The organism is Bacteroides sp. AM37-9 (assembly GCF_003603455.1).
GTDB lineage: Bacteria > Bacteroidota > Bacteroidia > Bacteroidales > Bacteroidaceae > Bacteroides > Bacteroides xylanisolvens.
Genome location: NZ_QTNF01000015.1, coordinates 13,629 through 37,244 on the forward strand (window position 1 = coordinate 13,629; position 23,616 = coordinate 37,244).

21 protein-coding genes are annotated in these 23,616 nt (G+C 38.4%); 2 read left to right on the plus strand and 19 right to left on the minus strand.

Annotated elements, in window-relative coordinates; all coding sequences use genetic code 11:
* Positions 1-99: 99 nt before the first annotated feature.
* The 17 genes from DW862_RS12070 to tsaD form a co-directional block, all read right to left on the minus strand.
* Positions 100-933: a tetratricopeptide repeat protein gene (locus DW862_RS12070; RefSeq protein ID WP_120068399.1), complete on the minus strand. Its 834-nt coding sequence runs from the start codon at positions 931-933 to the stop codon at positions 100-102.
* A gap of 18 nt (positions 934-951) precedes the next feature.
* Positions 952-2,772 (minus strand): BatD family protein, encoded by a 1,821-nt coding sequence (locus DW862_RS12075; protein ID WP_120068404.1) that lies wholly within the window; start codon positions 2,770-2,772, stop codon positions 952-954.
* A 31-nt stretch (positions 2,773-2,803) separates the two neighbouring features.
* Positions 2,804-3,526, minus strand: coding sequence for a tetratricopeptide repeat protein (locus tag DW862_RS12080; protein ID WP_015531111.1), 723 nt, complete (start codon positions 3,524-3,526; stop codon positions 2,804-2,806).
* Positions 3,527-3,534: 8 nt separating this feature from the next.
* Entirely contained in the window at positions 3,535-4,563 is a 1,029-nt protein-coding gene (locus DW862_RS12085; RefSeq protein ID WP_055234969.1) for a VWA domain-containing protein, read from the minus strand.
* Between the two features lie 45 nt (positions 4,564-4,608).
* Positions 4,609-5,592, minus strand: a complete 984-nt coding sequence (locus DW862_RS12090) for a VWA domain-containing protein (protein WP_004314367.1) — start codon at positions 5,590-5,592, stop codon at positions 4,609-4,611.
* A gap of 49 nt (positions 5,593-5,641) precedes the next feature.
* Entirely contained in the window at positions 5,642-6,718 is a 1,077-nt protein-coding gene (locus DW862_RS12095; RefSeq protein ID WP_055235110.1) for a hypothetical protein, read from the minus strand.
* Between the two features lie 11 nt (positions 6,719-6,729).
* Positions 6,730-7,599, minus strand: a complete 870-nt coding sequence (locus DW862_RS12100) for a DUF58 domain-containing protein (RefSeq protein ID WP_004314365.1) — start codon at positions 7,597-7,599, stop codon at positions 6,730-6,732.
* A gap of 83 nt (positions 7,600-7,682) precedes the next feature.
* On the minus strand, positions 7,683-8,678 hold the full coding sequence (locus DW862_RS12105; RefSeq protein ID WP_004314364.1) for a MoxR family ATPase: 996 nt from the start codon (positions 8,676-8,678) through the stop codon (positions 7,683-7,685).
* A gap of 240 nt (positions 8,679-8,918) precedes the next feature.
* Complete coding sequence (locus DW862_RS12110; RefSeq protein WP_120068407.1) at positions 8,919-10,337, minus strand: HU family DNA-binding protein; 1,419 nt, start codon at positions 10,335-10,337, stop codon at positions 8,919-8,921.
* A 13-nt stretch (positions 10,338-10,350) separates the two neighbouring features.
* Entirely contained in the window at positions 10,351-10,623 is a 273-nt protein-coding gene (locus tag DW862_RS12115; RefSeq protein ID WP_004314362.1) for an HU family DNA-binding protein, read from the minus strand.
* Positions 10,616-11,926, minus strand: coding sequence for a 30S ribosomal protein S12 methylthiotransferase RimO (rimO, locus tag DW862_RS12120; protein WP_120068411.1), 1,311 nt, complete (start codon positions 11,924-11,926; stop codon positions 10,616-10,618). Before rimO ends, DW862_RS12115 begins: the two co-directional genes overlap by 8 nt.
* Positions 11,923-12,882 carry a signal recognition particle-docking protein FtsY gene (ftsY, locus tag DW862_RS12125; RefSeq protein ID WP_120068416.1) on the minus strand — a complete coding sequence of 320 codons (960 nt, stop codon included), beginning with the start codon at positions 12,880-12,882 and terminating at the stop codon, positions 11,923-11,925. Before ftsY ends, rimO begins: the two co-directional genes overlap by 4 nt.
* 138 nt (positions 12,883-13,020) lie before the next feature.
* On the minus strand, positions 13,021-13,179 hold the full coding sequence (locus DW862_RS12130; protein WP_004295982.1) for a DUF4295 domain-containing protein: 159 nt from the start codon (positions 13,177-13,179) through the stop codon (positions 13,021-13,023).
* A 17-nt stretch (positions 13,180-13,196) separates the two neighbouring features.
* On the minus strand, positions 13,197-13,385 hold the full coding sequence (gene rpmG / locus DW862_RS12135; protein ID WP_002560155.1) for a 50S ribosomal protein L33: 189 nt from the start codon (positions 13,383-13,385) through the stop codon (positions 13,197-13,199).
* Positions 13,386-13,406: 21 nt separating this feature from the next.
* Positions 13,407-13,667: a 50S ribosomal protein L28 gene (gene rpmB / locus DW862_RS12140; protein ID WP_004314359.1), complete on the minus strand. Its 261-nt coding sequence runs from the start codon at positions 13,665-13,667 to the stop codon at positions 13,407-13,409.
* 122 nt (positions 13,668-13,789) lie between these two features.
* The gene (locus DW862_RS12145) at positions 13,790-15,022 is read right to left on the minus strand and encodes a competence/damage-inducible protein A (protein WP_120068419.1); all 1,233 of its coding nucleotides are present in this window, start codon (positions 15,020-15,022) and stop codon (positions 13,790-13,792) included.
* Between the two features lie 39 nt (positions 15,023-15,061).
* Positions 15,062-16,081, minus strand: a complete 1,020-nt coding sequence (gene tsaD, locus DW862_RS12150) for a tRNA (adenosine(37)-N6)-threonylcarbamoyltransferase complex transferase subunit TsaD (protein WP_120068423.1) — start codon at positions 16,079-16,081, stop codon at positions 15,062-15,064.
* A gap of 200 nt (positions 16,082-16,281) precedes the next feature.
* Between tsaD and DW862_RS12155 the strand changes: the two genes are divergently transcribed.
* A complete protein-coding gene (locus DW862_RS12155) occupies positions 16,282-20,736 on the plus strand; it encodes a translocation/assembly module TamB (protein ID WP_120068427.1) in 4,455 nt (1,484 codons plus the stop codon).
* Positions 20,737-20,827: 91 nt separating this feature from the next.
* Here DW862_RS12155 and DW862_RS12160 read toward each other — a convergent pair whose 3' ends face one another.
* A complete protein-coding gene (locus DW862_RS12160) occupies positions 20,828-21,685 on the minus strand; it encodes a PepSY-like domain-containing protein (protein WP_120068430.1) in 858 nt (285 codons plus the stop codon).
* A 21-nt stretch (positions 21,686-21,706) separates the two neighbouring features.
* The gene (locus DW862_RS12165; RefSeq protein WP_015531103.1) at positions 21,707-22,144 is read right to left on the minus strand and encodes a PepSY-like domain-containing protein; all 438 of its coding nucleotides are present in this window, start codon (positions 22,142-22,144) and stop codon (positions 21,707-21,709) included.
* A gap of 320 nt (positions 22,145-22,464) precedes the next feature.
* Here DW862_RS12165 and DW862_RS12170 point away from each other — a divergent pair, with 320 nt between their 5' ends.
* Entirely contained in the window at positions 22,465-23,616 is a 1,152-nt protein-coding gene (locus tag DW862_RS12170) for an NEW3 domain-containing protein (protein ID WP_120068434.1), read from the plus strand.

A 23,616-nucleotide genomic window follows, 5' to 3' on the forward strand; every position in this document is an offset into this window, starting at 1 on the left:
TGATTTTTTTATCACGCTATAAACTTAAGCAAAAAAAAAGATAAAACAAATTATTTGCTTATCTTTTTTTCTTGAATTTATAAAATCTATTAATGACCTTTATATTACTTCAATAGCGGAAGCTGGTACCCATCCTACTTTTCCATCTTCCAACCGAATTTCTTTCCATTCTTTCATAGAGTTGTCCTTGACGTTTACTTTTCTCCCTTCATGCAGAATAAACAAACTGGTACCACTCTCGCTTGGAGTACTTCGAACTGTTACACTTGGGTTCATTACTATAGCTTCATTTCGATTGACTAAATGTTCTTTTTGTTGTGAAGCAAAAAGATTAGAGCAAATGGTGACAATCAGAAAAACGATTCCTAATATGAAGCCTACTTTCTTTAACACAATCTGTTTAGAGAATATAAAAAAGTAAAGAGCTATAATCAATAGAATAAAGGATACAATACCCCATGTGGCCCATGCATCTACACTCATGCTATTTGTCAGAGATTTGATCCATGAAACAAAGAACACTTCAGGAACAGGCTCAACTTTGTCTATTGTCTTTGCGCGTGCCACTTCAAGATTAGCACGTATATCGCCATTTCCTGGTTGCAATAACAAGGCACGCTCATAATTTAAAACAGCTTTCGCTATCTCTCCTATTTTATAATAACTATTTCCCAGATTGTAATAAACGTCAGCAGCTTCTCCATTTTTTAATAATGCTTCATATATTTGAATAGCTGCTGCATAATCTTCTTTTATATATGCGGAATCGCCTTCAGCTTTTGTGGCATCTTCCAGTGTGTTACTGGAAAATGTGGTATGTGAAGCGTGGATAGAATCAACTCCATTGGTTTGTTTAGAATCAATGTTTAACGAATCTTGTGCAAAACAAGTAAGTGACATTGATAATAATATAAAAAATAATATCTTTTTCATGACACAATCTCTTCTGGGTTAATGTTTTATCGAATTCTCCATTTTGCTTATTACTTCTATTGAAGAAGAATAAACTTTATCCATGGCTTGATTTTCATCACCTGGAGCAAACCGGGCAAATTCACAGTCATTCAATGCATTCAGGAATTCTTTGATTAGTTCCTCATTTACTCCATGATTTCTTAGCTTCTCTTCAATATTATCTTTAGATAAACGAGATACCGGAATATTCAGTTTGTCACTTATATATCCCCACAGTGCCTTTAAAACTTCATCATAGAAAGCATCTTTCTTATTTTCGGAGAGTAATTTTCCAGCTAACTTCATACGTTTTGTTGCTACTTTATTGGCTTTCTTCGTACGCATTTTAGCTACGTTCGCATTTTCAGCAGCTTGCTTACGATAAATAATAAAGAAAATAATAAAGGCAAGAGCGGGAATGATATAGAATAGCCAATATGTCATTGAACCATAGAAGAAACTTCCTTTAGGTTGGAGAGTAACTTCGTTTTGTTTGATGTAACGGATGTCCTCACCTAATACTTTCAAATCCTCTTTATTAGTGAAGTTAGCAATTACTTGATCTGCATTACCCGCACCTTTCTCTACGTTTATTACATATTCTTCTGTTTTCAGCGTTTTATAAGATTTGGAGCGAATATCAAAATAACTGAAAGATACTCCTGGAATCTTATATGTTCCAGCATGTCTCGGAATTGCTAAATATTCGATAACCTTATTACCTGTAAGTCCTTCCCGGGTTAATCTGACTTGATTGTCTACTTTGGGATCGTATACTTCAAAATCATCTGGGAATTTAATTTCTGGATTAGAAATTAACTTCAGGTTACCTGTACCGGATATTACTAATTTAATAGTAATAGCATCATTGGTTTTCAGTTCCTTGTTGTTGATAGATGAAGAAATATTGAACTCTCCCACTCCACCGGAGAAATCTGCCGGTTTACCTGCAGGAAGCGGATTTACATTTATTGCTATCTTAGGGGTGGAAATTGATTTTTTTATTTCAATGACATTACTTCCTCCATTGAAGAAAGCATCAAAAGGATCATCAGATTGTACAGGCTTACCGACTGTCATCTGGAATTGAGCAGGATCAATATATAGTTTTCCTGATTGTTGCGGGAAGAGAACGAACTGACGATAAACTGTCGTATAGTAATTACGTCCCTGATAATGTTCCGGAGTCCATCTCGCATTTGTAGTCATTTCGATTTCTTGAGAATGGAAGCCTTTAAAGTCGGGTAACTTTGCATTATTCAGTTGTAAATTGGATTCTCTGGTGTATATTTTATAGGTCAGGACAAATGCTTCCTGTTCGTACACATTCGTTTTACTGGCACTTGCTGTAATAAACAAGTCTTGGTTAGAGACCCCTGTACCAGATGAGGAATGTGTAGAAGAGCTACTGCTACTATTGCTACTACCTTGATCTTGTGGCAATACTTTAATCCTTACTGAATTTGATACCATTTGATCGCCATCAGCAACAATTGAGGCACCGGGTATTGTGTATTCTCCGGCATTATTTGCCATTAATATATATGTGAATGTAATACTACTAGTAGACGTAACATTACCATTTACTATTTGAGTATTACTTTGTTGTGAACGGCTTGGTCCCATCAACACATCAAAACCTTTGATCGATGGTGCCCGGAAATCTTTCACTTTTTGTGTAGTAACAATATACGACAGCCTGAACTGGTCGCCTACTACCACTGCGTCAGGAGCAGAAGCAGTAAAAGACACTTTATCAGCAAGCATCTGAGTGCTATATGCTATCAATGCCATCAATATAATAATCAGTTTTTTCATTGCTTATGAAATTTATATCATCAACTTTATATTACCAATCTTTTTCTAAGCGACCACCTTGCATAACTTTTTGTTGCTTTTTCACTTTGTCTTGCACATCTTTTTCATCTTGCATTACAGAATTCAGCAATTGTTCAGCATTCTCCTTTGACATCTGGTTATCTTGTTTTTTTTCTGACTTCGGTGGTTGCTGCTGATCTTTCTTTTCATCTTGTTTCTGATCTTTCTGCTTGTCTTTATTCTGATCTTGTTTTTGATCTTGCTTTTGTTGATCTTTATTCTGATCCTGATTTTGGTCTTGATTCTGCTGATTTTGTTGATCTTTCAACATTTTCTGTGCAAGAGCCAAATTGTACCGGGTTTCATGATCGGCAGGATTATTACGCAGTGACATTTTATAGGCGTCCACAGCCTTTGCATAATCTTTACCAGCTTGGAAAAGTACTCCCATATTGTGGTAGATATGGGCGAGCTTCATTTTATCCTTTTCAATTTTGCTGGCCGATACATATTGTTCCATGGCATCCTGAAACTTTTGCTGTTGCGAAAGAGTATTTCCCAAATTGTACATAGATACTGTAGACTTGGGATTTGCTTCCAGAGCTTTCCGGTAGTTTACCTCTGCGTCAACAAATACACTATCATTAAACAGGCGGTTTCCCTTACGGATATAGTCGCGTTCTGCTTTCTGAGCCGAGACACCGGCTGTCGCTAGCAGAAATACAGCGAATAGAATATATTTACTTTTTAACATACGTATAACTATTTCTTATTAGAAAACAGGTGAATGTTCTTAAATAAAGGATTCTTGCGGTCCAAAATTAAGATTTCTGCCAATAACAATAGTAGAATAACCCATGCAATAGCTTGGAATTGTTCGTTAAACTCTGTATATACTTTCGACTCTACATCAGACTTCGCCATTTTGTTCACTTCTTGATTAATAGCTCTTTGGGCTGAATTAGAGTTGTCTACTCGTACATATATACCTTTTCCTTCCTTAGCAATTTCCTGGCACATAGCTTCATTCAAACGGGTAACAATCACATTACCTTCCCGGTCGCGACGATAATCATTCGTACCTTCTACCGGAATGGGGGCACCATCAGGCATACCTACTCCCAACACACTTACTTGAATACCTTTTTCTGCAGCGGCTTTGGCGGCTTCCACTGCACCACCCTCATGATTTTCACCATCAGTAATAACAATAATAGCACGTCCTACCCCTTCTTGTGGAGTGAAACTACGAGCTGCTAAATTGATTGCTTCCCCGATAGCTGTACCCTGTTTAGAAATCAACGAAGGATTGATGGACTCTAAAAACATCTTAGCGGAAATATAGTCACTTGTTATTGGTAGCTGAGTAAAAGCGTCACCTGCAAATACAATCATACCTACCTTGTCATTGTCAAGTTCATCCACTAATCTGGAAATTAGTCTTTTTGCTTTTTCCAGACGGCTAGGCTGTACATCTTGAGCTAACATAGAGTTTGAAATATCCAAAGCTATAATTACCTCTACTCCTTTACGCTTAACCGTTTCCAGCTTAGAACCGAATTGGGGGCGTGCTAATAATATGGAGAACAAGCCAATAGCAACAAAAATAATCCAGAATTTTACATCCGGACGATATTTGGATACATCAGGCATTAATTGAGCCAATAAAGTCGGGTCCCCGAAGCGTCGGATATTCTTTCTTCTCTTGTAGTTGGAATACAAGTAGAAAGCTGCTAAAAAAGGTAATAGCAGCAATAAGTATAAATATGTAGGTTCTCCAAATCGAAACATCTTCTTACTATTTTATGATTGACAAATAACGATTGACAAACATTCTTATGGAATTTTTTTGAGTACCGAATTGCGTAATAGTACTTCCAACAAAACACAGAGGAAAGCAGCTAGGGCAAACCAGTGATACTCTTCGTCTCGTTTACTGTACTCTTTTACGTTCAGTTTCGTCTTTTCCAGTTTATCAATTTCTTCATATACTTCTTTTAGTTTCGAGTTGCTCGTAGCCCGGAAATAGTTACCATCCGTTGTTCCGGCAATCTCTGTCAATGTCTTTTCATCAATTTCCACCGGCATACTTACATATTGTACAGTATTCCCCACCGGATAAGGATAAGGAGCCATTCCATTAGTACCTACCCCGATAGTATATACACGAATACCAAAACTTTTAGCTATTTCTGCCGCTGTCATTGGAGAAATATCTCCCTTATTATTAGTACCATCCGTCAATAAGATAATAACTTTAGATTTCGCTTTGCTATCTTTTAAGCGAGTCACAGCATTAGCAATACCCATACCAACCGCAGTACCGTCAGTGATAAGGCCGCATTTAATATTATGTATCATATCCAACAATACGGCATGGTCTACAGTCAACGGACATTGAGTGAAAGTTTCTCCTGCAAATAATGTAATACCGATATTATCATTGGGGCGTCCGTTGATAAATTCAGCAGCTACATCTTTGGCAGCTTCAAGTCTGTTTGGCTTTAAGTCTTCAGCCAGCATACTGGTAGAAACGTCAATAGCCAGCATAATATCAATTCCTTCTATTTCACTGTTCTGCCACTTGTTAGTAGTTTGCGGGCGTGCAAGAACCAAGATAACTAACACCAAAGCAATGCAGCGCAGTAGAAATGGAACATGCAACAAATAGTTCTTATAACTTTTAGGTGTATGTGCATATACCCGAGCATCTGAAATTTGAAGGGTTGCTTCACTTTTCTTTTGTTTCAGGATATACCATACAATATATGGTATAAGCAATAATAGCAAAAACAGATATTCAATATTGGCAAAAACCATTTTATTTATGATTTAACAGTTTACTATTTAGTATTAAGTTATACACTCTTTATACAAAAAGATTGTATAACTGCAGACCTATATATATAAAGGTACCAATCAGTGCTGCTGATAACAGTGCAATTCCGCAAATCAGCATAGCTTTAACACGTAAAGAACGTTTCTCAATGATAGTGATTTCCGTTGGTTGCGGTTTCTGGTTTTCCTCTTCCGGTTGTTTTGTCTCATTGATAAAATCGATGGCATTAATTAAATTAGCATCGTTTTCATTCATCTGAGGATCATGTTTGGCAAACTTAACTAAATCAGCGGTCTGGAACAAAAGCTTCAAGTCTGATATAGCCTCTTTATCATTCAACTCCAATAGCTGGTCAATTATTTCAGAAGAAGTCATTTCTAATGCGTTAAATCCGAAACGGTCCTTAATATAGGTGCGAAGTGCATCCGTTAGTTCGGTATAATACTCCTTCGATTGTCCTTTTTGCCATATCTTCTCTGTTTTGATACGTTCTATCTCTTTCATTGCAGCCTGATGTGGCGGCAATTTAGGTTCAACTTTTATTTTACGGATAATAGGTTTATTATCACGTATACGAATAATGAGATAGATCAGTAAACCAAGCAAAGGTAAAGCTAGGAATGAACAAGCAATTAATCCATACCAGTCTTCCCACGCAAAAGGAGCTTTCATCACAGGTTTCTGTCCAAAGAACTGGTCCGGATGTAATGTATCAACCGGCATCGAATATACTTTCAATGCCAGAGCTTTGGATTTATATACTTTATCATCTACGGTAACCGGCATTGGTGGTAGATAATATAGAGCAGAGTCAAAAGAAGTGATAATGTATTCTTGAGTAATCAACATTCGTTGGCGATCATTCAGGAATTGAGTATCCGGTTTGACAGTTTCTATAATTTCCACACCTCTTACCAATGTATCGGTGTAAGCAGGAAAAATAGCACGCTGTTTAGCATCCATGGCTACTTGCAATTGCACTTTCGCCTGTTCGCCAATCAGTATCTGCAATGAATCAATTTTTGCTTCTACCGTGACAGACTGTGCTGCTGCTTTGCCTACAGACAATAGAGCTAATAATGCTATCAGAATAATATTTCTATTCATCTTTGATTCCATTAATTTCGTTTGGCAAATAAATTCAACAATGCCTTTACGTAATCCTGGTCGGTTCTGACAGATACAGCATCCACGTTACTTTTAGTGAAAGTATCGTTAAGTTCAGTCTGCTTTTGTATCCACCAGTCACGATGTGCCCGGCGTACAGCTTTGGAAGAGGTGTCGATCCATTGTTCATGTCCAGTTTCCGCATCTTTGATTCGCATCAGTCCTACTGGGGGAAGATCACTAACCCTCCTGTCGTACACTTGTAATGCTACTACATCATGTTTTCTGTTAGCAATGGTCAGTGCATTCTTAAAGCTGTCCTGATCAATAAAGTCTGATAAGATAAATGCGGTGCAACGTCTTTTCATCACGTTTGTCAAATATTCTAAGGCAAGACGAATATTTGTACGACGGCTTTCCGGCTGAAAATCAATCAATTCGCGGATAATATATAAGATATGTTTACGTCCTTTCTTGGGAGGAATAAACTTTTCTATCCGGTCTGAAAAGAAAATCACACCAATTTTATCATTGTTCTGAATAGCAGAGAAAGCAAGCGTGGCAGCGATTTCCGTCACCATATCTTTCTTCAACTGCTTGATCGTACCAAATTCCAAACTTCCGGAAACATCGACCATTAACATAACTGTCAGTTCACGTTCTTCTTCAAACACTTTCACATAAGGTTTATTGAAGCGCGCAGTCACATTCCAGTCTATGTCACGTATATCATCGCCGAACTGATACTCACGGACTTCCGAAAATGACATACCCCTACCCTTGAAAGCCGAATGATATTGGCCTGCAAAGATATTGTTAGACAATCCTCGTGTCTTTATTTCAATTTGGCGAACTTTTTTTAGTATTTCACTTGTTTCCATTTATACAGTAGTTAAGTAGTAAGTAGTTAAGTAGTCATGTATAGATATTAATGACTACTTATTGACTGTATTATAACTACAAATTAGGGCACTTCAACCTTATTCAGAATCTTACTGATGATTTCGTCCGAAGTCATATTATTAGCTTCAGCTTCGTATGTCAATCCAATACGATGACGGAGAACATCATGTGCTACAGCACGTACATCTTCCGGAATTACGTAACCGCGACGTTTGATAAATGCATACGTACGAGCAGCCAAAGCCAGATTGATAGACGCACGAGGTGAACCTCCGAATCCGATCATATCTTTCAGTTCCTTGAGGTCATATTTTTCAGGGAAACGAGTTGCAAATACAATATCTACAATATAACGTTCAATCTTCTCATCCAGGTACACTTGACGAACAACCTTACGTGCTTCAATAATTTCATCCGCTTTGAGAATAGGCTTCACATTGAACTTCTCACCATTGATATTTTGGCGAATAATCAGTTTTTCTTCTTCCAGCTTTGGATAATCAATGACAACTTTCAACATGAAACGGTCAACTTGTGCTTCAGGAAGCGGGTAAGTACCTTCTTGTTCGATAGGGTTCTGAGTAGCCAGTACAAGGAAAGGTTCCGGTAATATGAATGTTTCTTTACCAATAGTAACCTGACGTTCCTGCATTGCTTCCAGCAAAGCACTCTGTACTTTAGCAGGAGCACGGTTGATTTCATCAGCTAATACAAAGTTTGCGAAAATTGGTCCTCGCTGCACTTTAAAAGATTCATCTTTCTGACTGTAAACCATTGTACCAATAACGTCGGCAGGCAATAAGTCCGGCGTAAACTGGATACGGCTATACTTCGCATCAATCAGAGAAGCGAGTGTTTTAATAGCCAAAGTTTTCGCCAAACCAGGCACACCTTCCAAAAGAACGTGACCATCGGAAAGTAATCCGATAAGCAGTGATTCAACCAAATGTTTCTGACCAACAATGATTTGGTCCATCCCTGTCGTAAGATTGGTAACGAAAGCACTTTGTCTTTCAATCCGCTCATTTAGCTCGCGGATATCAATTGATTCAGCCATAAATACTTAATATTTTATTATTTAAATCCCTTTTATTTTATGTAAGCCTTTCCTGTGTGTTGTAAGGCTTCTTATTTTGCCTCCAAAAGTACGCCATATAATTAACGATTGCAACTAATTTTTATTAAAAAACAATGCGAAATCTTTAGATTAAGGTACTTTCATACGCTTTTGTACATCCATAACATTTCACCCGATCAATACAGGATTTGTATGATCGGGTGAATGGATTATTGCTATTTATTCTTTTGTAAGTTCCGGTATTTCAATTGTTGTGCCATATGGTACGTTATTGGGGTTCTTAATAACCTTCGGATTGTGCTTCACAATGTATGGCCACATTGCTTTTGTACCATAAAAACGCAAGGAAACCCTAGTTAAAGTTTCTCCTTCTTTGATTGTATATTTTGTTTTGGTTCCTGTAATTTTATAAGATGCTGAATCCAAATAAGCAGATGTAGCGGGTTGCTGTGGAGCTGTCTGGGGTTCTGCTTTGGCAGGAGCAGTTTCTTCTTTTTGGGCAACAGGTGGTGTGGGCGTAACAACTTTAGGTACATCAGGAGTTATTTCCTTTATGGTATCCTTCTGTTCAATTGTATCGGAAAGTTGTGTTTCCGGTTGAACGGGTTGAGTTGTCACAGGTGGCATATCCAGCGCATTCTTGTCAGATGAAGAAGAAAATAAATCCGGGTAATAAATAAACAGGATAACCCCTCCACATAATAACAAAACGATTACAATAACAGCTATTAAATAAGGTACAGGAGATTTTTCCTTCACTGGAGCTGTTTTTTTAGAAGCCGGTTGGGATACATGTTCTGATTTGACCGGTTTTATCGTTTCTTTTTTAGCAGGAGGTATTATAGGAGCCACAGGTTGCAGGTTTGCTTTCATAAGCTCTTGTTCTATAATTTTCTCGGCAGTGATCTCCTCTTTTTCTTCTATTATAGGTGCTGCTGGTTGTTGTTCTACCATTGCGACTTCCTCTTCCGGGACTTCTTCATCTTCCAGCTGTTCGACTTTCTCTTCAATATTAGTTTCTGTGCTGGTCCTTTTAGGTTCTACATGAGAGGATGGCTCAATAGATTCTTCTACTGTAGATACATTTTCAACGATAACAGGTTCTTCAATGGAGTCTTCCACAGATGGTTGAGCAGTTATTTGCTCTTCCTGAATCAACTCTTTTTCTGAAAGTTCATCATCAGTGCTTTCATATTCCTCCGTTACAAGGGGGGGCGTATTCTCACCAATCTCATTCAATACAGTTTGTGCTGATGCTTCCTCACCTGCTTCTTCTTCCTCTGCATCTTCTATCGGAGTATCTTCCAAAATTGTATTTTCATTCAATACAACAGTCTCAAAGTGTGCGAAAGGCTTATTTATTGTATCTCTTAGATTGGCATCCGGAGAAAATGAGACTTTTGTATGTCCCTTTATCTGGAAACGTTCTCCTGTGTTGACATTGACACTTTCCCGGCTATCTACATCAATAAGTTTGAAAGTTCCCAATCCTTTGATTTTTACAGTCTTTTCGTTCTCCAAAGCTTGTTCTATCAAGAGAAAAAACTCTTTAACAAACGCTTCGGCGTCTTTCTTGGTCATGCTATGTTTGGCTGCCAATAAGTCAGTAAGGTCTTGAATTGTTAGTCTTTCATTCATAACGGGAAATTATTTATTTAAACTTATCTTTCAATGTATTGCTAGGTCTATAAGATAGTACTAATTTGGGTGGAACCAACATGCGTTGTTTACTTGCCGGGTTGATTGAAATTCGTTCCGCTTTCTTTTTAACTTCAAAAGAGCCGAATCCTTGAACTGCAATCACATTACCTTCTTCCAATTCTTGTGTCATGCTGGACAACAAAGAACCTATCAATTCGGAAGTATCCTTGATTGTGTATCCCAATCTTTCCGCTAGTTCGGATGTAAATTCCTTATTATTCATAGTCATTTATAATCTTTGCATATAAATCAAAATCGTCTGCATTCGTCACTTCCACCTGATAAAACTGTCCGATCTTAAGTTCTCTCTCTGAACGCTTAACCAGCACTTCCGGATCTACTTCCGGTGAATCAAATTCTGTTCGTCCAATATAATAATCTCCTTCCAAACGGTCGATGATAATTTTCATCTGTTTACCGATTTTTTCCGCACTTAATTCTGCCGAGATACCTTGCTGGATGTCCATCAATTCATCAAGTCTGGCTTGTTTAACCTCTTGTGGAATAGAATCTTCGTATGCTTTTGCAGCATAAGTTCCCTCTTCTTCGGAATATGCGAAAGCTCCCATCCGATCGAAACGTACTTTGCGCACAAACTCTTTAAGCTCTTCGAAGTCTTCCTCGGTTTCTCCGGGATGCCCTACCATTAAAGTTGTTCGCAGGTGAATGCCTGGCACTTCTTTACGAAATTGTTCAATCAGTCGGTAAGTATCCTCTTTGCTCACTTGCCGACGCATTAATTGCAACATATTGTCGCTGATATGCTGAAGAGCAATATCCATATATTTACATACATTATCGCGTTCACGCATAACCCGGAATAAATCCGTTGGGAAATGTGCCGGATAGGCATAATGCAACCGAATCCATTCCACGCCAGGGATATCGGAAATACGTTCAATCAGTTCCGGAAGCATTTGCTTCTTATACCGATCGATTCCATAATAAGTCAATTCCTGTGCGATCACCTGAAATTCTTTCACGCCTTGCGATACCAGGTATCGTACTTCGTCCAAAATTTCCTCCATCGGTTTGGAGATATGGCGTCCTGTAATAATGGGAATGGCACAATAAGAACATTTGCGGTCACACCCTTCTGAAATTTTCAGGTAAGCATAGTGCTGGGGAGTTGTCAATGTCCGTTCGATATATAACTCATCATGATAGACCTTTCCTAAATCTTGTAAAAGCTCCTTCCAATTGAATTTGCCATAAAATTTATCTACTTGCGGTATCTCAACAGCCAATTCCTTCAGATAACGTTCGGAAAGACAACCCATCACGAAAAGTTTCTTTAAATCCCCTTCTTCCTTTCTTTCAGCAAACTCCAGAATCATATTTATAGACTCCTCTTTGGCATCACCAATAAAGCCGCACGTATTGATTACTGCAATTTCTCCTTGTGGATTTTCAGTATCATGGGTTACGCTATATCCGACTTCTTCCAGTTGACGCATTAACTGTTCGGAGTCAACCAAATTTTTAGAGCATCCTAAAGTGATAATATCTATTCTCTTTCTTTTCATGCATTCTCTCCAAACAAGGAATCAACGAATTCATTTTTACGGAATACTTGCAGGTCTTCCATACCTTCACCTAACCCGATATATTTAACAGGAATCTTGAATTGATCGGAAATACCAATCACAACACCGCCTTTAGCGGTTCCGTCAAGTTTAGTGATAGCCATAGCAGTTACTTCGGTTGCCAGAGTGAATTGTTTGGCTTGTTCGAATGCATTTTGTCCGGTGGAACCGTCCAATACCAATAAAACTTCATCCGGTGCAGCGGGTACAACCTTCTTCATCACATTCTTGATTTTGGTCAGCTCGTTCATCAAGCCCACTTTATTATGCAGACGACCGGCTGTATCGATAATAACCACATCTGCATTATTGGCAACGGCAGAACTAAGAGTGTCATAAGCCACAGATGCAGGATCCGCTCCCATTTTCTGTTTGACAACAGGAACCCCTACCCGTTCTCCCCAAATCATTAACTGTTCTACGGCTGCAGCGCGGAAAGTATCGGCTGCTCCCAAATAAACCGATTTGCCTGCTTTTTTGAATTGATAAGCCAGCTTGCCGATAGTTGTAGTCTTCCCTACTCCATTCACTCCCACAACCATAATTACATAAGGTTTCCTTGTGATGGGTACGTCAAAATCAGCTACATCATCCGAGTTGTTTTCGGTAAGCAAAGCTGCTATTTCGTCACGTAATATAAGATTCAGTTCTTGAGTATTCACATACTTATCAGCCGCAGCGCGTTTCTCGATGCGTTTGATAATATTTAAAGTTGTTTCTACACCTACGTCAGATGTGATCAGTACTTCTTCCAGATTATCTAATACTTCATCGTCTACTTTTGACTTACCAGCCACAGCACGAGCAATCTTACTGAATACGCTCTCTTTGGTTTTAGATAATCCTTTATCTAAAGTTTCCTTCTTCTCCTTTGAAAAAAAACTAAAAAATCCCATATTGACACTTGTTTGTATAATACATTTGCTACAAAGATATAACAAAGGATTGGAAAAGTAAAAAAAGAAGCAATAAAAAATCCCCTCATTGTTCACCAATGAGAGGATTTTGCAGTTATAGCGTATATGCTATTTCGATTATTTTTTGAAAAAGTCTTGTACTTTTTCGTTCGGAACCATTTGTTCATCAAAAACGTATGCTCCAGTTTTCGGAGATTTTACCATTTTGATAACCTTGGTATAAGCACGACCTTCTTTTGAACCTTCGTGCAAACTTGCTACTGTTTTCTTTGCCATGGGTTATACTACTTTTATTATTTAATTTCCTTGTGTACTGTTACTCTCTTCAGAATTGGGTTGTATTTTTTCAACTCAAGTCTTTCTGTAGTATTCTTTCTGTTCTTAGTTGTGATATAACGAGATGTTCCCGGCATTCCACTGTCTTTGTGTTCTGTACATTCCAGAATCACTTGTACTCTGTTACCTTTTGCTTTCTTTGCCATTGTAAGTTTTCTCCTCTACGTTTAGCCGATTACTTTAATGCTTTTCCAATCACAATAACCTTTAGCCACTGCTTCAGTCAGCGCAGCATCCAGTCCTTTTTTGTTGATAATACGCAACCCGTTAGCGCAAAGGCTAAGGCTGATCCAACAATCCTGTTCTACATAATAGAACTTTTTGTTAAACAAGTTCAAATCAAAGGTTCTTTTAGTTCTTCTCTTTGAGTGTGAAACATTGTTGCCAATCATGGCTTTCTTTCCGGTAATTTGACAAATCTTCGACATTTCTATCTTATTTTTATAGTTTTATATCTATACTTATTTCAAACAGGACGCAAAGTAAGCACTTTTATCCGTATAAAACAAGAATTTCTTAAAATAATTCACTTTCAGGCACCTATTTTTCTTTATTTGAGTAAATCACGGAGCATTAATAGGGCATTATTGCCAGCTCTTTCAATGTTCATGCCTCTTCCGCGGTTTGTTTCCTGCTTGTAAGTATGAATTTCGTTTTTATAACCAGCAGCTATCCATACAGTTCCCACCGGCTTTTCCGGAGTACCACCTCCAGGGCCTGCTATCCCTGAAGTAGCAACAGCGCAATCTGTTTTTAATGTTTTCATCGCACCTTTTACCATTTCAATCACAGTTTCCTCACTGACAGCTCCATATCGTTCCAAAGTTTCGGAGGAAACGTGCAAAAGCCCCATTTTCACTTCATTAGAGTAGGCCACTACACTTCCATTAAAATATTCAGAACTGCCGGCGATGGAAGTCAACCGTGCGGCAATACTGCCCCCGGTACAACTTTCTGCGGTGGAAACGGTCAATTTCTTCTTTTTTAAAAGCTCACCGACTATAACCTCCAATGGTGTATCTTCTTCACTGAAAATATCTTCACCAAGTATTTCCTCTAATTTTAACTTTTCACGTTCAAGAAGAACTTTTACTTCTTCTCTGTTTTGTCCTCGTCCTGTCAGTCTAAGACGAATAATGCCAAGTTTGGGTAGATATGCCAATTTAATGCATTCCGGTAAAGCGTTCTCCCACGATTCTAACTTTTCGGCTAATACAGATTCCGGATAGTGCTGTACGAGAAATGTTTGATGCATAATAACATCCGTTTGAAACCTATCGTGCAGCTTAGGTAACACGCTTTCTGTCATCACAGCAATCATCTCTTGTGGAACGCCCGGCATGGAAACAAGTACCTTGCCATCCCTCTCGAACCAACTGACAGAAGCACTTCCCACAGGGTTATTTATTACCATACAATCTTTCGGGACCATTGCCTGGCTTTTATTGAGTGCATTCATTGGTATTTTTCCTGCCAGTACCCGCTTTACGTTTTCGAATACTTCTTCGTTGAAAACCAGTTCCGTATGGAAGTATTTACATAAAGTCTGTTTGGTAATATCGTCTTTGGTAGGTCCGAGGCCTCCGGTTACTAAAACAATATTCACCCTTTCCATCGCATTATCAATCGCTTCCATGATTTCTTCTTCCCGGTCACGGATTGAAACAATACGAAGAACCTCAATACCTATTTTATTTAATTCCTGCCCCATCCAGGCAGAATTAGTATCGACAACCTGTCCTATCAGCAGTTCATCGCCAATGGTTATTATTTCGGCAAACATACTTCTTAGTTTTATCCTATTATATATAAGGTATACTTATTATAATGTCACACGGGAATAAGCCGGAAGATCAATAGAACAAAAATCCTTATCCAGATATTTGAAATATCCGGTAATGGCAATCATGGCTGCATTATCGGTAGTATAACTGAATTTAGGGATGAAAATATTCCAACCATATTTCTCGGCGTGTTCTCGAAAAGCATTGCGTAATCCGTTATTTGCGGAAACTCCTCCAGCTACTGCTATTTCATTAATTTTATATTCTTTGGCAGCTTTCCGTAATTTATCCATCAGAATGTCCACTACAGTAGCTTCCAATGATGCTGCAAGGTCCACTTTATGATGCTCTATAAAATCTGGATCATCTTTTAGCCAGTCGCGTAATGAATATAAAAAGGAAGTTTTCAATCCGCTGAAACTGTAATCTAAACCGGGAATATGCGGTTTGCTAAATGTAAAAGCTTTCGGATTTCCCTGGCGTGCTAATTTGTCAATGATTGGTCCACCCGGATAGCCAAGTCCCATCACTTTAGAACATTTATCAATTGCTTCACCTGCCGCATCGTCAATAGTCTGTCCGAGGATCTCCATATCATTATAGGCTTTTACCAGTATGATTTGTGAATTTCCTCCGGATACCAGCAAGCAAAGAAATGGGAAAGCGGGCTGCCTTTCTTCCTCTCCTTCTGCTTTAATAAAATGTGCTAAAACATGTCCGGTCAAGTGATTAACGTCAATCATTGGAATGTTTAAGGAACGAGCAAATCCTTTTGCAAAGGAGACTCCGACAAGCAAAGACCCCATCAATCCTGGACCACGAGTGAAAGCTACTGCGCTCAACTCTTCTTTGGTGACACCGGCACGTTTTAATGCTTCATGTACTACCGGTACGATGTTTTGTTGGTGTGCCCGTGAAGCCAACTCGGGTACTACTCCACCGTATGCTTCATGTACGGCTTGACTTGATACCACATTTGACAGCAAATAACCATCCTTGATTACGGCTGCCGACGTATCGTCACAGGAGGATTCAATTCCTAAAATTATTGCACTCATAAGTATTTAAACTATTAAACGGTGCAAAAGTAATCATAAAACTACGATTCGTAACGAACTATTTTATATTTTTGTTCGCAAAATAAAAGTTATCGCATATCAGAACGCTGAAAAAGACTGTACGCTGGGTAGTTGGTATTGTACTGGGAGTATATATCGGGACTATTGTTTTGCTGAATATACCAAGCATTCAGCAAACAATGAGTGTATTTGTGGCTAAAGAACTTTCCGAAGTTTTAAACACAAAGGTAGTGATTGGTAGAATTAATATCGGTCTATTGAACCGTATTATTATTGATGATGTATTGCTTGACGATCAAAGTGGTCAGGAAATGCTTAAAGTCACTCGTTTATCCGCCAAGTTTGATATTATGCCTTTCTTTAAAGGAAAGATATCCATTAGCAGTGTTCAGCTCTTCGGATTTAATATCGATCTCCGGAAAGAGACTCCGGAGTCTCCTCCTAATTTTAAATTTGTTTTGGATGCTTTTGCTTCCAAAGATACAGTAAAGAAAGAAAGTTCACTTGATTTACGAATTAACTCCATCCTGATTCGTCGTGGAAGGATGTCCTATCATGTGTTATCGGAACAGGAAACACCGGGAAAATTTAACGCCAAGCATATTCAGCTTCAAAATATCATAGCCAATATATCGCTGAAAGCCTTAAGTAAGGACTCTTTGAATTTAGGAATCAAGCGATTGAGCCTTGATGAAAAGGCATCCGGCTTTTCTTTGAAAAAAATGAGTTTGAAACTGGTTGCCAATAACAAGCAGACAAACATTGATAATTTTACTATAGAGTTGCCCGAAACATCTCTCAAGCTGGATACCATTCATTTAGAGTATGATAGTTTGAAAGCTTTTGACCGTTTTACAGAACAAGTGCATTTCTCTTTCCGTACTTTGCCGTCGCAAGTTACTCTAAAAGATATTTCTCCTTTTGTTCCTATCCTATCGCATTTCAAGGAACCGGTGACATTGGATATGGAGGTGAAGGGAACTGTGGACCAGTTGACTTGTTCGCATTTGGAAATTACGGCCGACGACCGCCAGTTTCGTTTGCGAGGGGATGTGTCGCTTCAGGACTTGTCGCGTCCACAAGATGCGTATGTATATGGAACACTTTCCGAGCTTTCGGCCAATACTCGTGGAGTCGGCTTCTTAGTGCGTAATTTGAGTCACAATTATAATGGAGTTCCTCCGCTTCTCGAACGTTTGGGAAATGTAAGTTTTCAGGGAGAGATTTCAGGATACTTTACGGACCTAGTTACTTACGGGCAATTACAAACGAGTCTTGGAAATGTAAAAACCGACTTAAAATTGAGTTCTGACAAGGCTAAAGGACTGTTTGCATATTCCGGTGCTGTCAAAACTGAAGATTTCCAGCTAGGTAAATTATTGGATAATGAGAAGTTGGAAGAAATCACTTTCAATCTGGATGTACATGGGCGGCACATTACCGGGCAATTGCCAGCTGTGGAATTGAAAGGATTGATCGCTTCGGTAGATTATAGCAGATATAGATATGAAAATATCACATTGGATGGAGAATACAAACAAGGTGGATTTAATGGTAAAGTGGCGTTGGATGACCCTAATGGATCGATTTATCTGAATGGAGATGTAAATGTTACGTCTAAAGTGCCTACTTTTAATTTTCTTGCAGTAGTCAACAAAGTACGTCCACATGATTTGAATCTTACGACTAAATACCCAGATGCGGAGTTCTCTTTAAAACTGAAAGCTAATTTCACAGGTGGATCAGTGGATGAGATGATTGGAGAAATCAATGTGGATAGTTTGGAATTTACAGCTCCGGATAAAGCATATTTTATGCAGAATATGAATATCCGGGCTACCAAACAGAACGGCGAGAACCAACTAAGATTGACTTCAGAATTCCTGAAAGCAAGTATAGAAGGTAAATTCCAGTACCACACATTACCTGCCAGTATTCTGAATATTATGCGGAAGTATGTGCCGTCTTTGATATTACCTCCCAAGAAGCCGATTGAAACACATAACAATTTTCTGTTTGACGTACATATATATAATACGGACATTTTATCTACAATCTTTGATATACCGTTGACAGTGTACACTCATTCCACATTGAAGGGATATTTCAATGATGCCTTACAACGCTTGCGTGTAGAAGGATATTTTCCCCGTCTGCAATATAAAAATAACTTTATTGAGTCGGGCATGATTCTGTGCGAGAATCCTGCAGATCATATTCGTGCACAGGTTCGTTTGACTTCTTTGAAAAAGAAAGGGGCAGTCAATCTATCCTTGGATGCACAAGCTAAAGATGATAATGTCAGTACGACATTGAATTGGGGGAATAATGCTGCAGTGACATATAGCGGGCAATTGGCTGCCATTGCCAAATTTCTACGTACAAGCGGAGAAAAACCATTGTTGAAAGCGATGGTAGATGTAAAACCTACTGATGTTATTTTAAACGATACTCTTTGGAAGATACATGCTTCACAAGTGGTGGTCGATTCAGGCAGGGTGGATGTGAATAACTTCTACTTTAGCCATCAGGATAGATATGTACGTATTAACGGCCGGCTCTCCGAGAATCCTAAAGATACTGTAAAGGTTGATTTAAAAGATATAAATATGGGATATGTATTTGATATTGCAAGCATATCCGACGATGTGAATTTTGAAGGTGATGCAACGGGAACAGCTTATGCAAGCGGAGTGCTAAAGAAACCTATTATGAATACCCGTTTATATATAAAGAACTTTTCACTTAATCAGGGTCGCTTGGGTGATTTGGATATTTATGGTGAGTGGGATAACGAAAATAGAGGTATCCGGTTGGATGCATCCATTCAGGACATATCCCCTTCTCCGTCACGTGTCACAGGTATTATTTATCCATTGAAACCCGAGAGCGGACTTGATTTAAATATTGAAGCAAATGAATTGAACTTAAAATTCCTCGAACATTATATGAAGTCTATTGCCAATGATATTAAAGGACGTGGGACGGGAAAAGTACATTTCTATGGAAAATTCAAAGGATTGAATTTGGATGGTGCGGTTATGACAGACGCTTCCATGAAGTTTGATATTCTGAACACACATTTTGCTGTAAAAGACACGATTCATCTGGCTCCTACCGGATTGACATTTAATAATATACATATATCCGACATGGAAGGACATTCGGGAAGAATGGACGGATATTTGCATTTCCAGCATTTTAAGAACTTAAACTATCGTTTTGAGATACAGGCAAATAATATGCTTGTGATGAATACGAAGGAATCGGCAGATATGCCTTTCTATGGTACGGTATACGGTACCGGAAATGTATTACTTGCCGGAAATGCCACACAAGGGTTGGACGTAAACGTGGCTATGACAACTAACCGAAATACTACCTTTACTTATATTAATGGCAGTGTAGCATCGGCTACCAGTAATCAGTTTATTAAGTTTGTAGATAAAACACCCCGTCGTACTATTCAGGATTCTATTCAGGTAATCTCATATTATGAACAAATACAGCAAAAACGTCAGGCAGAAGAAGAGCAGAAAACGGATATCCGTTTGAATATTCTGGTGGATGCAACTCCCGATGCCACCATGCGAATTATCATGGACCCTATTGCCGGAGATTATATTAGCGGAAAAGGTACGGGAAATATTCGAACGGAATTTTATAATAAGGGTGATGTGAAGATGTTTGGTAATTATCGGATTAATCAGGGAGTATATAAATTCAGCTTGCAGGAAGTAATCCGTAAGGACTTTATAATTAAGGATGGAAGCACAATAACGTTCAATGGAGCACCTCTGGATGCTAACATGGATATACAAGCTTCATATACAGTGAATTCTGCTTCCTTGAATGACTTGATACCGGATGCTTCGGCTATTATCCAACAACCCAATGTACGTGTAAATTGTATCATGAATTTAAGTGGTATGCTGGTACGTCCGACTATCAAGCTGGGCATAGAGCTTCCAAATGAAAGGGATGAAATACAAACATTGGTACGTAACTATATCAGTACGGAAGAGCAGATGAATATGCAGATCCTTTACCTGCTGGGTATTGGTAAGTTTTATACGGAAGATGCACGGAATAATAATCAAAATTCGAATGTGATGTCTTCGGTGCTCTCATCTACCCTCTCCGGCCAGTTGAACAATGCACTTTCACAAGTCTTTGAAACAAATAACTGGAATATAGGTACGAATTTGAGTACGGGTGATAAAGGTTGGACGGATATGGAAGTAGAAGGTATTCTATCGGGACAATTATTGAATAATCGTTTATTGATAAACGGAAACTTCGGTTATCGGGATAATCCGATGGCTAATACTAACTTTGTAGGAGACTTTGAAGCAGAATGGTTGATTACCCGTTCGGGAGATATCCGTTTGAAGGCTTATAATGAGACGAATGACCGCTATTATACAAAAACGAATTTGACTACACAGGGAGTAGGTATCATGTATAAGAAGGACTTCAATAAATGGAGTGATCTCTATTTTTGGAATAAATGGCGGTTGCGTAATAAGCGCAAACGGGAAGAAGCGGAAAAGGTGAAACCGCAACAGACGGACAGTATCACTGATAAAACAGCCAAATCGGCAGTAAAGAGAAATCATTCGCAACAACAATAAACATATAATAAACGATGACATGATTCCAGGCGGATATGTCAACGTTCATTATATGTGAGAATTATGTAATCAGGAGCATGTGCATCCTTTTTTATGGGATGACAATGCCGTCTTCATTGATATTTACTTCAAGATCTACATTCATTTTTTCCAGTTCGATCCGATAATAGATGGTGCCATCTGCTTTTTCAATACGTTTCGCTTCGTCAAAACGATATTCTCCATATTGATTATTAATCGTATTTTTGACAGCTTCGGGCAGTTCATTTTGACGTACTTCCCATGAAGTAGAATGCCAATCTCCGGTCTGATCGAACAAAACATCTTTTGATATTCCGTTATGAATGATATCCACTTCCGTATATCCGAAATCCCAGTCATTTCTATCATCTTCTACATCTATTTCCATGATTTTGGCATTCGGATATTTTTCATTAATGAAGTTTCTCATTGCTTCAGTCAATTGAACGGGAAGATGACCGGTGTTATCATCATCAGTGTCTACGATACTTTTAATCAGAGTTCCGTCCGCAGAATAATATAAGTCTATCTCCTGGTTCTGATTTTCGACTTCAATTACGAAAATAGTCTCAACGCCTGTTCGCTCCAATTTGTCTACATCATCTTGTTTCCACGAAGCATATTCACTCTTTTCAAAAGAAGTTTTCACAGCTTGCGGTAATGCACTGTAAGGAATGTCCGTTTCTGTCATTTGCCATTTTCCATCTTGGGTAAACCATGCAGATGCTTCATATCCATCATAGAAATCTGCTACATAATATCCGGACTTAGTTTCCCATTTCACATTTGCAGCATTAGGGTATTTAGATGAAAATGCGTTTTGAAGTTCGGTAGGAACAGCAATTGAATTATCGTCGTCGTTATCACAACTTTGTAGGCTCCATGTAACGCAAAGTGCCAGTAAGAGTGTATAAATCTTTAGTTTCATCTTTGTTCTATTTTAAAAGGTTTAGAAGTCAATATCAATCAAATTAAATTTCAAGTCGAATTTCAATTCCGTACGGTTGGACAGTTTTACTTCATAATCTTTTTTATCCCTCTCTATTTTCAGGATTTTAGCATCGGGATAATTGGTCGTTACATATTTTTGAATTGTTGCAGGGATAATAGCTGTAGGTACCGCGCTATATTTGCAATTCACTTCTTCCCAGTTTCCTTTGTTATCAAATTCTACTTTATCGCCATTAGTGAAAATCACTTCATAACTTTTATAGAAGAAATCACTTTCCATTTTGGCTAATGCTACTTTGCTGTCGGCAAAATGCTGTTTGATAAACTGCTGTGCCTGTTGTGGCATTTGAGTTACCTGAATAGGTTTGTCGTCATCTGCACGAGCTACTGTTTGCAAAGTAAAAAGACATACTAATAAGAATACTAACTTTTTCATAATCGTTGTTTTTTAAATATTGGTTTTTACTACTATTATTAATTTCACATTTCAAAGATGAAAGGAGAATCTGAAAAGATTTGGGAATTTTGAAAATTATCGAAAAAAAATCTCATAAAAATATAGTGACGCTATCCTGTTAACATAGCGTCACTATCTATAAAGGATACCGTCACCATCCCATAAGGATAGCGTCACTATAATTTCTTCCTGAAATTAGATTCTTTAGGATTCTTTTAAAACTACTAATATACACATCGTTTATTTTTGCACACACGAATTTGACAATATTCATATTAAATAACCATAAGAACTTTTTTATGACTATGAGAACAAATTATTTTTTATTATTAGCTATTCTATTGGGGGTTATTCCCATGAGTTACACACACGCCAATGATTCAATACCGAAAAGCGTGATTCTGTACACACCTTACACAAAAATCTCCGTATCGCCCGGAGCGTCAATTGATTACAGTATTGATCTTATCAACAACACGGACCAATTGACGAATGCGAATCTTTCTGTTAGTGGATTGTCCTCCAGTTGGAAACACGAAATGAAATCCGGTGGCTGGAGTCTTAGCCAGTTGTCGGTACTTCCCAAAGAGAAAAAGACTTTTAATTTAAAAGTCGAAGTTCCATTAAAAGTGAATAAAGGCAATTATCATTTTGTGGTATATGCCGGAAACGCTAAACTTCCCTTGGATGTGGTGGTTGCTCAAAAAGGAACGTACCAAACCGAATTTACTACTGACCAGCCCAATATGCAGGGAAATTCGAAATCAACCTTCACTTTCAGTGCTACTTTAAAGAATCAGACCGCCGATCAGCAACTATATGCTTTGATGGCTAATGCCCCCAGAGGGTGGAATGTCGTTTTTAAACCGAACTACAAACAAGCCACTTCTGCACAAGTAGAGGCAAACAGTACACAAAATGTAAGTATAGATATTACCCCTCCTGCCAATGTAGAAGCCGGTAGCTATAAAATTCCGGTACGTGCTGCTACAGGTACAACTTCTGCCGAATTGGAACTGGAAGTAGTTGTCACCGGTTCTTATCAAATGGAACTGACTACTCCTCGCGGGTTATTAAGCACAGATGTCACAGCTGGTGATGTGAAGAAATTAGAGCTGGAAGTAAGAAACACTGGTTCTTCATTACTGAAAGACATTCAGTTGTCTGCCAATAAACCTGCAGACTGGGAAGTTACTTTTGAACCTTCAAAGGTTGACGCATTAAAAGCTGGAGAGACATCAACGGTAATGGCTACTTTGAAAGCTTCTAAAAAAGCGCTGCCCGGGGACTATGTGACTACTATCATGGCCAAAACTCCTGAAGTAAATGCCGACGCGCAGTTCAGAATTGCGGTAAAAACTCCGATGATATGGGGATGGGTAGGTGTGCTTATCATCATTGCTACTATCGGTGTGGTTTACTATCTGTTCCGTAAATATGGAAGGAGGTAA